Here is a 12,961-nt window from a genome sequence, read left to right on the forward strand (position 1 = left end):
TTTTTTTTTTTAAAATGGCAGGGGTAGCAGGACTCGAACCCACAACACGCGGATTTGAAGTCCGCCGTTCTACCATTGAACTATACCCCTACTAGTTCAATAACATTAATTATTGTACAATATTTTCTATTATTTAATAAATTTATAAGGAACTTAATTTAAAAAATAAAAAAAAGACACATTAACTTTGTGTCCTAAAAATGTTATTTTTTATTTATTTAAAGTACTTTCTACTAATTTTATTAAATCATTTGGTGTTTTTAAATTTACTAATTTTTCATCATCTAATGTTATTTTAAATTCTTCTTCTATTTGAACTATAATTTCCATTAACTCTAAAGAATCTAAACCTAATTCTTTTATAGTCTTATCCATATTTGATTTGTTCAACTTCAAATTACTTGTGCTTTTGGCTAAAACTTTGTTAATTTTTTCTATCATTGACATAAATACATCCTTTAATTAAATTATGTACAATCTATAAAAAGTTTTAAACTTTTTATTTTTGATTAATTTATTATACATAAAAATATTTATTTTTAAGTCATTGAATTCATCATTCAAAAAGTACCTTAATCTTATTTCATAATCATTAATATTTTCTGATTTAAAATCATTGGAATTATCTATTGAATTTCTAGAAATTCTCATAATATTATTTCTTATTTTATTTTGTGAAAATTTTTGAACATTACTATCTTCTAGTAAAGAATTTAAATTTTGTTGCTTTATTTCATTTTCAATAGATATGAAAATAAATTCATCATATTCACTATTATCATAGTAATTATTAGAAGAGTTATTTTCATTTAAAAAAATTGAAGCTATACCAAATATACTACCTATTACTAGCGCAGAAAAACATACAATAGTTATGTATTTTATTCTATTCTTTGTAAGTAATTTCTTCATATTCAACTAATTCATCAAAAAAAGGTTCAACAATAAAATTTGCTTTATTTTGTTGATATATATAAGAAAAATCATTTTTTAGATTGTAAGTTATTGGTTTATTATTAATTATTAATATAAAACTTATTTCATAGAATCCATTTGTGTTAAATGGAAAAAATATTCCTTTATTTCCATTTTGAAATATTATTTCATTTTTTGATTTATCAAAATAAGTTTCATATTTATTTAACACAAAAGATAAATTATTAGACAAATAATCTGACTCAGTATCAAATTTTAATTCTGCCATTTTATCTATTTCATCATACTTGTAATGTAGCTTAAGATGCACATTTGATATTGTTAAATTATTTTCACCATCAATAACTTCAAAATTAAAAAGTTTTTTTATAGAATAATCTACACCTGAAAAGTTTTGAAAATCAAATTTAACTTTTTTAAAATGAACAAAACTATTATTTAAATTATCATTTTCATAAGCAAAAACATGATTATAAATTCCCTTATTAGGAATAAATATATATGAAGTGTTCATTATTCTTATATCAAAAGAACTATTTAGTAATTCAGATATAAATGTTTCAAATGTTTGAGATTCAATTGATGAGTTTTCTTTATTTAACTGACTAGTATCAAAATCAAATGATATATTTAAATTAAATGATTTATTTGATGTGCCTTGAAAAAAGGGATCATTTGATATATCAATTTCAAATATTGTTTTATAAACACTTATTGTATCATATTGTAAATTTTCAATTGAATTATTAACAGTATCATTAGACTTAATTAAAGGAATATCATTTACTTCAAATGTTGGGCCTACTATTTTAGTAGTTATGCTATTTGCAGGAAGAAAAAAATTATTTGATATATAAAAAACTAAATTAAACCTAAGTTTATAATAATTTTGTTGTAAATAAACTTTGCAATATTGAATATCAACATATTGATTTCTAACAAAATATTTTGAATCAATTTTTTGTATTCAATATGAATCAGTGTTTGAATACAAATTCTTAGCAATTATCATGTTAAAAATTAAAAAATTCTAAAAACTCATTTACTGCATGTCTATGTTTTCAATAAAATGTTGTAGTAGAATAATACAATTCTTCAGCAGTCTTATATTCTATATAAACAGCTTTTAATAATTCTGCATATTCTTGGTTCATACTATCAAAAATACTATTAACCAAGCTTATATAATTTTTTCAATCTTTTACCCTATCATCAAGATTTTTTATTGAATTATCATCTATCACTTCTAACTTATCAAGATTATTAATTCATAAAACATTCATTTTATATCTATCTAATTTATTTTTAACTAAAATATTTCTTTTCATTGTTCCTCACTATTTTTTGTTATTTTTCATATGAATTCTCGGTTAACCATTTCAATTGTATTCATCAATTTTTTTGTAGTCAATAATAAAAAAATAACCAAAAATGGTTAAATTTTAAATATAATTTAAAATTTAAATTTTTGATTATTTTTTAAATAAATTAGTTTGATAGAATAAATAACCTATCATTGCTGCATTATCACAACTAAATTCTTTCAAAGGAACAAAACTACTTTTAAATGTTTTTTTAATTTCTGATTTAAATAGACTATTTGATGCAACCCCACCACCAATACAAATATTATTAATATCATATTTTGTTTTAAAATAATTTAATTTCTCTATTAAAGTATTAATAGCTCAATTCATAAATGATGATGCTATTGTCACAACATCAAGTGTATTAGATTTAATTTGCTGATCAATTATTCTTAAAACATGACTTTTTATTCCAGAGAATGAAAAATTATCAAGTACTGATTGCTTTGGGAACATTAATGATGTTTTTGTCTTATCGAAAAGAGAATCTATCTTAGGACCACCTGGATAACCTAATCCTAATTTTTTTGCAATTTTATCAAATGTTTCACCAATAGCATCATCATTTGTTTTGATTAACTCTAAAATTTTTGTAGGACCTTCTATCAAGAATATACTTGTAGTTTTACCAGATGCAATTAATGATAAAAAAGGATAATCTATATCTTTAGTATTTATAAATGCACTAAATATATGAGCATGTATGTGATTAATAGGATAAGCTTCAATATCTAAAAAATATGCAAGAGATTTAGCGAATATTTCTCCTACATGCAATGAACCAGGTAATCCTGGTTCATTTGTATAACAAATATATCCTATTTCTTTTGGGTTAATTTTAGATTCGTACAAACATTGTTTGTATATATCAATTATATATTCTTCATGTTTCCTACTTGCTATTTCTGGTACAATTCCCCCATAATGATTTAATTCTTTAGTTGAATCTTTTGTAACACAACTTATCACTGTATAATCATCTAAAATAGCAATACTTGTGTCATCACAACTTGTTTCAATTGCTAATATGTATTTTTTTAGCATATTTATAACCTTAATTTAATATTTGAATATCCATAGAACATATTTGACTTATTTAATTCAGATAAATTTTTTTCAATCATATTATCAGGTGTTGGGTGAGTTTGTATATTAAAAATTTCCTTACACATTTCAACAAAAGAAGAAGAAAAACCATAATCAAATAAATAATCAAAATATCTATAATTATTATTTGGATCAGAAGGATTATCTCCATTCATTACATAATTATGTATTTTTTGTAATGGTGATGTATATAATATGTAATCAAAATTAACCATTGGCCCATAAACATAATTACCATTATTATCTTCTTCTCAAATATTATCACTACTTGATACACCTTCAAGTGCAACTTTATTTATTAAATCATATGCAGTATCTAAGTGTTTAGTATTTTTATTTATAACCATCATATCTAATGCCACTAATGTTTGCTTGGGTCTAATATAATGAGATTTTAGCTCTTCATTTTCAGAAACATAAAAAGGAGAACTTGTTAAATCTTCAGAATACTCATCTCCTCCTAACATTGCATATAATAAATCTCCATTATACATAATTCCAGAATCTGCGCCTTTTTTATTTGCAAAATTATTAAGAATAATTCCAGAATCTGAATTTAATAAAAAAGAATTTTGTTCTGAAAAATACTTTGATAAATAACTGTATGTATTTTCAAATTCATTTATACTAATTATTGTATTACTTTTACTTGGATTCACTTGTGAGCCATTTGATTCAATTAATCTTGGAATAGAATAAATAGTTCTATAATCATCAATCATTGCAATTTTATTGTATTCTTTCTTTTTCCCAACTCTTGGTCCAAAAAAAGACAGTATATCTTCTCATGTAGGAATATAATTAGAATTTGACTTTAATTGAGATATTTCATTTCCTTTATAACCCATTATAAAATCTTGTAAAAAATATGGAACTCCATAATTTAAAAGATTATCAGAACTATCTTGTTTACCATCTCCATTAACGTCATATATATTAGTTAAAATGCTTTGAACATCTTGTGTAAATAAATTTAATGCCAAATCAGCATTTGTTACTTGAATAACTGACCCTAATGAATCTACATAACTAAGTCCAAATTTATTTCAATCAATTTTTTGTAATTTTTCTGCTCCAGCTAATTTTGCAACAAGATATGTTGAAGGAATAGCAACATCATAATTTCTATCAAAAGAACGTTCAAGATTTTCATTTGTTCCATAATATCTAAAATTAATATTATCAATCTCTTTTTTTAATCTATCCATTAAAGTTGGAGACATATAACTTTCAAAATTAGCAAAATAAAATGCTTGAGAATTACTGCATGAATAAAGGGTTGTAGGAAGAACACCAGCTAATAAAATTGTTGGAATTAAAGTAATAATTTTATTAAATTTTTTTAGCATATTTTTTTGCCCTTTTATTCTTTACTATTTTATGCATAGCAATAGCAATTGAGCCAACTATAAAAGCAAAAACCATGATTGCTCCAAAAGTAACTATTCAAGCCTTTATTCCTTTTGCAGATTGATAAATAGATGAAGAAATTGTATTAAAATTTCCATTAACTAATGAAGTTATCACAAAATCATCAAAACTCATTGCTGTGACAATAATTGAAGCACTTATAATTGATGGAGTCAAATATGGTATTATAATTTTAAAAAAAGTTCTTATGTTTGATGCTCCAAGATCATTTGATGCATTGATTAAATTAACATTCATAGAAATCATTTTAGGATATATTGCAACTATTGCATATGGAACACAAAATGAAATATGAGAAATAACAACAGTTGCATATCCAAATTCCAACCCTAATGGAAGTCATACTATTGTAAATAATAAAGACAAACTAATTCCTGTAATAATATCAGGAATAGCAATATTTGTGTTATACATATATTTTGTTACTTGCTTAATAAATACTCTTGAATGTCACATACCAAAACATGTAAGTATTGCAATAATAATAGATATGGGCACAACAACCACAACAACTAAAAGTGTATTTAATAATGAATTTATAAATTCATCATTCTTAAATAAATCTATATAATTAGAATTAGTCAATCCAGATATATTCAATAAAATGTTCCCTCTAGAACTTGATCCATTAAAACTTAAAATAATTAAAAAAATTAAAGGAATATATATTAACAAAACAATTATATAAATATATCATTGCCTAAGGAGTGAAAAAAAATTAAATTCTTTAAATTTTTGGTTAAGCATTTTTTACCTCCTTTTTATTTAACTTATAATTTTTTATAATTTTTGGTATTAATATAAACACAGAAAATAAGATTAATATTATCGCACACAATAATAAACAAAGTGAAGAAACTCTTGCTAGAGCAATTTCGCTAACTAAAGCTGCTTGTCCTTGCTGAAGTGTTGTATCGCCAATCAAATCACCATTATTTGAATTATTCATAAATCTACTAACCCCAGCAATTGTAATTGATGGTAAAAAAACTAATGTTAATCCACTAATTATTGCATTTTTAGTGTATGGTACTATTACATAAAAAAATGTTTGAAAACTATTTTTTCCAAGATCTCTACTTGCTTCTAATAAATTTTTAGGTATTGAATTTATATATGTATAAATTGTCAAAATGAATAAAGGTAAATTCATATAAACAAGTGCTATTATTGTAAAAATATCACCATATGTAGAATTTGGTTTGTCAGCTATTGCATCAAATAAAGTTTTTAATCCAACAAGCCTCACCAGAAAACTTATTCATATTGGAGAAGTTATTAATGAAACACACAATATTTTAAAACTTAACCGTTTTGACAATGATAAAAAATATGCAAAAGGATATCCAATTATTAAGCAAAAAAATGATGTGGCTAAAGCTATAATAATTGACATAAATATTTTTGTCATTAAATTTTCATCTATAAAATTTCAATTATTAGCAACATCTCAATTTCCCTCTTGATTAGGGGATAATGATTTAATCACTATAGTTATTAATGGAGCAACAACTAGAAGAAGTGTTAGTAAAAAAAATGGAAGTAATAATAAAAGTTTTGGGGTATCTTTTTTTACATTATTAAAGTATTTGATATTCATATTAGTCTACCGCCATAACATGTATATCTTCTATGTCTCATGTTAATCCAACATTTTGACTTTCATTAACTTTATTCACTGATTCAACATTTAATTTTATATCTTTTCATGAACAAACTAATTCTCACAACAATCCTTTATAAATTGTTTTATCAACATTAACTTTAATTTTTGACTTACTTAAAGGAACAACATCAAAATCTTCTGGTCTTATCATTATATTAACGCTTTGATTTATACTAAATTTTTTTCCTAATTCATTTCCAATATCAAATTTTGTATTATGAATTAAAACTTGACCATGGCCTATATATTTTCCTTCAAAAATATTTGCCTTCCCAATAAATTTTGCAACTCAATTATTAGCAGGTGTATCATATATTTCAACAGGCGAACCAATTTGTTCAACATTTCCATGAGACATAACAACAACTTTATCAGAAAGAGTCAGTGCTTCTTCTTGATCATGTGTTACTAAAATGAAAGTTATTCCCAATTCATCATGTAATCTTTTTAATTCCATTTGCATTTGCTTTCTTACTTGTGCATCTAATGCACTAAGAGGTTCATCTAATAAAAGAATATCAGGTTTAATTACAAGCGCTCTAGCCAATGCAACTCTTTGCTGCATACCACCAGATAATTCATTTGGCATTTTTTTATTTTTTCCAGTTAAACCAACTAAATCTATAATTTGATTAATTTCATTTTTCAACTCTTCTTTAGTCAATTTTCTAGACATCTTTCTTTTTTCAAATCAATCTTTTTCCTCATACGGATAATTTTCTCAGTATGACACTCAATAATCTAAATCATTATAAGAAAAATCTATTTTTTCTATCTTATGTTCACACATGTTTTTTATTCTATATGTTCTTTCATGATTTAAATAAGATTGAACAAAACCACTACTTTCATTTGTTTTATAATTTATGTATTTATTTATTCTAAAAAAATTAAGTGCATTATTTACAAATTCATAAAACTTTATTTTAAATGGAATAGAACTAAGCAAGTCTTTATTGTATTTTTCATAATACTGTTTTTTTATATCTTCAATAATTAAATCATATTCATCTTCAGACATATGATAAATTTTGTTTAATAAATCATTTTTATTAATTCTCTTAAGAATTTTTTCTTTGTCTTTTCTAAGATTTTCTTTTTTTCTTTGAATATCTTTTATTTTTTCTTTTGATTTTTTTAAACAATCATCAAAATATTTTTCGCATTGTTTAAATGTATTATTATCAATAGAATCTAATTTAATTCTAGTTTCCTTTAAACCATATAAAATATTTTTTTCAACATTCATATTTGGAAATAGAGCATAATCTTGGAAAACAGTTGCAGTTGGCCTTCTTTGCACAGGCAGATCTTTTATATCAATATTTTTTACCAATATTTTTCCTGATGTTGGCAATTCAAATCCTCCCAACATTTTTAACAATGTTGTTTTTCCACATCCACTTGGGCCTAAAATTGTAACAAACTCACCCTTTTTAATTTCCAAGTTTATATTATTTACTGCGACATTCCCATCACTATATTCTTTTCTTATATTTTTAATTTGGATGAAAATTTCATTTTTCAAAGTAAATCCTCCATATCTACTGATAATGAAATTAGAAATTATTTTTTATTAAATCATCAATTGATGAAAACAATTGCTTTTCACTATTAATAATTGTTTTAACATCAATGGTCTCAATTGCAGAACAATTAAAATGTTCTTTAACAATTTCTTCATAATTATCAATAAAATTAACTTTATTAGCAATAGATATAACATTCCCTCTAATATCAATTCTGAAAGAATTTATATTTATACTATTTGGAATGCTATCTATACCTATAATAATAATATTTGTATATTTAGATGTATGTGGGGACAAATATTTTTCAAAATCTCTATCAATAACAGTAAAATTTTCCTCATTAAAGCCAGTATCTCTAATAAAATTTATAAAATTATTAGGATTACTAGTAAGAAAATAATTGGAACCTGATGTTTGATTAATAATAATACTTACCATCTCATTATTTAAAGATTTAGTAAGAAAATTTGTTAATAAAGAAAGTTGGGTTTCTGTTATTATAGATTTTTTGATAATTTTTTTTGTTTTGCATGAATAAACTACTGATCCATCACCACAATTTATCAATATATTTTTATTTATATCAATAATACTTTTAAACATCATCAAATTATCATTTAATGAATATTTAGATAAAATTGATAAAGGCTGTCCAGAAATTAAGTATTCTCAAAATTTTAAATTTTTTACAAAATCTACATGTTCTACAACATTAAATAAAGTTCCATAAAAATTCAAATTCAACACTTTATCATTAGAAAAATCTGTTATATTAAATAAATATTTATCAATTGCAAATGCAACACCATTTTTGTGGTTTGCAACAACATTTGATATTTTAGATAAATCTTGATTATTCCTATTTAAGCAAACTTTAAAACCAGAATTTATAAACATACTAACATCATTACCAGAATCTCCAAAACAAACTATATTTTGTTTTTTAATATTCTCTTTTTTACTTATAAATTCTAATGCAAAACCTTTATCAACATTTTTGTGGGTGACTTCTATAACCTTTTTAGAGGTTCTTATAATATTTAAATAATCACAAAAATATTTATCCAATCAAGAATAAACATCATCTATTTTTTTTCTATTAAAAGATCCAAACAATATTTTATATGTCTTTAGTTTTTCTCCCCTATGATTAATTATTTTCCCATAATTAAATTTGCTTATAAATCATTTGAATGGAATTTTATAAGAGTGAATTAATTTATTATCAATGCCCTCCTTTGAATAGATTCACATTGCTAAATTAAATTTTTTTCTTAATTCCAAAATCTTTTCAAATATTTCATCATCTATTGCTTGTTCATAAATCAAAGTATTATCTGATAATTGATATATTAATGCACCATTCAATGTAACTAAATATTTATTTGGGGAACCTACAAATTCTTCAATTGTTTTATTAAAAACAAAAGATGAAAGAGGTCATCTTCCTGTTGCAATTACAATATCTCCACCATTATCTTTATATTTTTTTAAAGCCTCTAAATTAGTTTGGCTAATTGATGTTCTATTATGTAAAAGCGTTCCATCCAAGTCAATCATTGCCACTTTATAGTTCATTTTTAATCACCAAAATTATTACTTCAATCCATAAAATATAACTAATTATATATTAAAAATAACCAATGAATAAAAATATAAAAAATATTTATTTCATATTTTTTCAAAATAAATATTTTTTATATTTTTAACTTATTTTTTATTTCTATTGCTATTTTTCTTGGCACAACTTGTGATAATTCATCAACACTAGCTTCTTTTATTTTTTCTATTGTTTCAAACTTTAATAATAATTTTTCAATTCTTTTTTTACCTAAATTATTTATTTCATTAAGTGTTGTTTTAAATAATGATTTACTTCTCTTTGATCTATGAAATGTTATAGCAAATCTATGAACTTCATCTTGCATGTTAAGAAGAAAAAAATATAACTCTGATGTTTTATCTAATTTAATTTCAGTTAAATCTGATTTAACTATTCTATCTGTTTTATGTTTATCATCTTTTGCTAAACCAATAACAGGAACAACAGAATCTATATGTAATTTTTTAAGGGATTTTAAAGCAGCAGAAACCTGTGGTTTTCCTCCATCAACAATGATTAAATTTGGTAAACTATTTTTAGAATCAATAACCAACTTATATCTTCTAAAAATAACTTCCTCCATATATTCATAATCTGAATTTGATTCTAAATTTTTAATATTAAATTTTCTATATAAATTTTTATTTTTCTTACCATTTTCATAAACTACCATAGCTGATACTTTATCATCATTAAAAATATTTGAATTATCAAACATTTCAATTATATATGTAGAATCAACTCCTATTAAATCTTGAAGTTGTTGTAATGCATTTGATTCTCTTGATAAATTTGAAACTGCTGTCAAATATTTACTTTTCATTAATTCATTTGCATTTGTAAGTGCAGTTAACATAATATCTTTCTTTGAGCCTTTTGTTGGATTAATAAAATTAATCTTTAAAGATAATGATAAATTATTTAAAATACTATTATCTAATGACAAATAAACATTTTTAGGTTTTTCAATTGCCAAATTTGAATAATAATCAAATACTAATGATTCAACTATTTCATCGCTTGATAAATAAAATACTGTAAAAATATCATACTTACTTATTAAAAAACCATTAGCATATTTAAATATTACTATTGCAATAATATTTTCTTTAATAGCAAAACCAATAACATCTTCATCATTATTTTTTGAAGATATGATATCCTGTTTTAAAGAAAACGATTTCAAACTATTTCTTAAATCAAAATACTCTTTTGACATTTCAAAATTTAGTTTTTCAGCACTAGATAATTCTTCCTTTTTTAAACTTTCATCAAGTTCATGATATTTACCAGAGAAAAAATCATTTATTCTTTTTAAATATGGTTCATAATCATTTTTTGTTATTTTATTAATACAAGGCCCAAGACATTGACCTATGTCATAATAAATGCATTTTTGATTTGGTAATGTTCTACATTTTCTTAGAGGAAATATTCTATTTATAAAATTATATAATTCATATTTTTTTGTGGTTGCAAAGGGACCATAATATGTTCCTCTAATTTTCCTTTTATTATCATGACTATATAAAATCCTAGGATGTTCTTCTTTTGTTACAACAATATAAGGAAAAGTATTAGACTCCCTAAGCAATATATTATATTTTGGTTTGTATTTGCCAATTAAATTATTTTCTAACAATAATGACTCATTTTCATTATTAACTATAACATAGTCTAAATCATATATTTCTTGGACAAGTTTAAAAGTTTTTGGATCTTTTTTGGAATTAAAATATTGATGAGTTCTATTATATAAATTTTTTGCTTTACCAATGTATATAATGACTCCATTTTTATCTTTTCACAAATAACATCCTGGTAGTTTTGGTACACTTTTTAATTTTTTTTCTAAATCAGTCATATATTGATTATAAGTTGTTATGAAATAAAATTAATTATTCTTTCATAAGAAACAAATAATTCATATTTATCATTAACTTCTATTATATATTTTTTATTATTGTAAAAAATTTCAAAACCACTTAATCCTAATTTATATGATTCAATGTCCTTTATATAAAATGACAAATAATCAATGTTGCTACTACAAACTATTCTATAATTTGTAAGGTAAATATTACATTTATTAATTATTATTTCACAGCTTGTACAGTTTACTATAGATATTGTTGATCTTTCAAAATGAAAGTAGGCTTTTTCTTTCCATCTATAATCATTTAAATTTAATAAAGGGAAATCAACAATCAACTCTTTTAAATTTCTTTTTTTTGCAAATATAATTGATTTAAAATGATTAATATATTCTATTTCTAAAGAATTAAGAGAATTTAATAAATTTAATTTTTTTAAAATAAATTCTAATTTAACAATATAGTCTTCTGTATACAATTCATTTGTATTTATTCACTGTCTAACAATATCAAAACAGTAAACATAAAAATATTTATATGTTTTTGAGGAGAAATATTTTTTAATATCAAAAAAAATATTACTTATTTTTTTATATGTCATATGTGGATTATTTACTCTTAAATAATCAAAATATTTATGTATATCTTCTAGTTCATATCTTCTATTAAACAAATGTGGAATAACTTTAGTTTTCATATAAATTATTATAACTATTCTTTTTTAATTTATAAAAACATGAAATAAAAAAATGCTTATAGCAAAAGCATTTTTTAAATTAATATTATCTATTTTTAACAGAAACAAAATTTTTGTAAATTGATAGACAATGGTCAACAATTCTATCAATGTACTTAATAATAATTGAAAAATTAAAATAATATGAAATAAATTGTGAAACATCACTTGGACTTAAGGTTTTAGAAAATAATTCAATGGAATTTGTTAAAAAATTCTTATAATCAATTCTAAAACTATTAAACATTGATTGTATTTTTTCTTCATATTCACTCAAATCATCTTTCGAAAGAACATCAATTATACAATCATAAAAATCAATGGATTTTCCTAATAAACTACTTAATCTATTCACCATTACAGTTGTGATTTTTTCTTTTTTTAAAATCCTTGAAATTGTGTAAGCATAATCAGACATTCTTTCAATATCTTTTATAGAATAAAGCACAGCAATAATATATCTTAAATGACTTGCTCTTGGTTGGTCTTTTGAAATTATTCAAATACAATCATCTCTAATATCTCTTCGAGATTCATTTACTCTATTATGATATTCTTCCATTTTATCAAGAGATTCTTGAGTAACAATTTTATTATCAACCATTGTTGCTAATTTAATATACATTTTTCTACACAATGAAACCAATGATAAGAAATTATCATTTAATTCCAATTCTGATTTTTCAAGACTTAAAAAATTAATAGCCAT

Annotated in this window: 13 protein-coding genes and 1 tRNA gene; all 14 read right to left on the minus strand. The window is 22.7% G+C overall.

Annotation, left to right across the window (positions count from 1 at the left end; translation table 4 throughout):
* Positions 1–15 precede the first annotated feature (15 nt).
* A tRNA-Trp gene (locus tag ACLFO7_RS03815) sits at positions 16–90 on the minus strand.
* 120 nt (positions 91–210) lie between these two features.
* Positions 211–447: an acyl carrier protein gene (locus tag ACLFO7_RS03820; protein ID WP_412032180.1), complete on the minus strand. Its 237-nt coding sequence runs from the start codon at positions 445–447 to the stop codon at positions 211–213.
* A 15-nt stretch (positions 448–462) separates the two neighbouring features.
* On the minus strand, positions 463–912 hold the full coding sequence (locus tag ACLFO7_RS03825; protein ID WP_412032181.1) for a hypothetical protein: 450 nt from the start codon (positions 910–912) through the stop codon (positions 463–465).
* The gene (locus ACLFO7_RS03830) at positions 887–1,930 is read right to left on the minus strand and encodes a DUF5443 family protein (protein WP_412032182.1); all 1,044 of its coding nucleotides are present in this window, start codon (positions 1,928–1,930) and stop codon (positions 887–889) included. Before ACLFO7_RS03830 ends, ACLFO7_RS03825 begins: the two co-directional genes overlap by 26 nt.
* Positions 1,931–1,949: 19 nt before the next feature.
* A complete protein-coding gene (locus ACLFO7_RS03835; protein ID WP_412032183.1) occupies positions 1,950–2,264 on the minus strand; it encodes an MG284/MPN403 family protein in 315 nt (104 codons plus the stop codon).
* 144 nt (positions 2,265–2,408) lie between these two features.
* Positions 2,409–3,347 (minus strand): tRNA (adenosine(37)-N6)-threonylcarbamoyltransferase complex transferase subunit TsaD, encoded by a 939-nt coding sequence (tsaD, locus tag ACLFO7_RS03840; RefSeq protein WP_412032184.1) that lies wholly within the window; start codon positions 3,345–3,347, stop codon positions 2,409–2,411.
* 2 nt (positions 3,348–3,349) lie between these two features.
* Complete coding sequence (locus ACLFO7_RS03845; RefSeq protein ID WP_412032185.1) at positions 3,350–4,759, minus strand: hypothetical protein; 1,410 nt, start codon at positions 4,757–4,759, stop codon at positions 3,350–3,352.
* Positions 4,743–5,516 carry an ABC transporter permease gene (locus ACLFO7_RS03850; RefSeq protein ID WP_412032186.1) on the minus strand — a complete coding sequence of 258 codons (774 nt, stop codon included), beginning with the start codon at positions 5,514–5,516 and terminating at the stop codon, positions 4,743–4,745. Before ACLFO7_RS03850 ends, ACLFO7_RS03845 begins: the two co-directional genes overlap by 17 nt.
* A 64-nt stretch (positions 5,517–5,580) precedes the next feature.
* Positions 5,581–6,441 carry an ABC transporter permease gene (locus ACLFO7_RS03855; RefSeq protein WP_412032187.1) on the minus strand — a complete coding sequence of 287 codons (861 nt, stop codon included), beginning with the start codon at positions 6,439–6,441 and terminating at the stop codon, positions 5,581–5,583.
* 1 nt (position 6,442) lies between these two features.
* The gene (locus ACLFO7_RS03860; protein WP_412032188.1) at positions 6,443–8,035 is read right to left on the minus strand and encodes an ATP-binding cassette domain-containing protein; all 1,593 of its coding nucleotides are present in this window, start codon (positions 8,033–8,035) and stop codon (positions 6,443–6,445) included.
* 31 nt (positions 8,036–8,066) lie between these two features.
* On the minus strand, positions 8,067–9,617 hold the full coding sequence (locus ACLFO7_RS03865; protein ID WP_412032189.1) for a Cof-type HAD-IIB family hydrolase: 1,551 nt from the start codon (positions 9,615–9,617) through the stop codon (positions 8,067–8,069).
* 119 nt (positions 9,618–9,736) lie between these two features.
* Positions 9,737–11,506: an excinuclease ABC subunit UvrC gene (uvrC, locus tag ACLFO7_RS03870; RefSeq protein ID WP_412032190.1), complete on the minus strand. Its 1,770-nt coding sequence runs from the start codon at positions 11,504–11,506 to the stop codon at positions 9,737–9,739.
* A gap of 17 nt (positions 11,507–11,523) precedes the next feature.
* Positions 11,524–12,213 carry a hypothetical protein gene (locus ACLFO7_RS03875; RefSeq protein ID WP_412032191.1) on the minus strand — a complete coding sequence of 230 codons (690 nt, stop codon included), beginning with the start codon at positions 12,211–12,213 and terminating at the stop codon, positions 11,524–11,526.
* A gap of 85 nt (positions 12,214–12,298) precedes the next feature.
* Positions 12,299–12,961 carry a PhoU domain-containing protein gene (locus ACLFO7_RS03880; RefSeq protein ID WP_412032192.1) on the minus strand — a complete coding sequence of 221 codons (663 nt, stop codon included), beginning with the start codon at positions 12,959–12,961 and terminating at the stop codon, positions 12,299–12,301.

Origin of the sequence: Malacoplasma muris (assembly GCF_046774425.1) — a bacterium.
Lineage (GTDB): Bacteria > Bacillota_I > Bacilli_A > Mycoplasmatales > Mycoplasmoidaceae > Malacoplasma > Malacoplasma muris.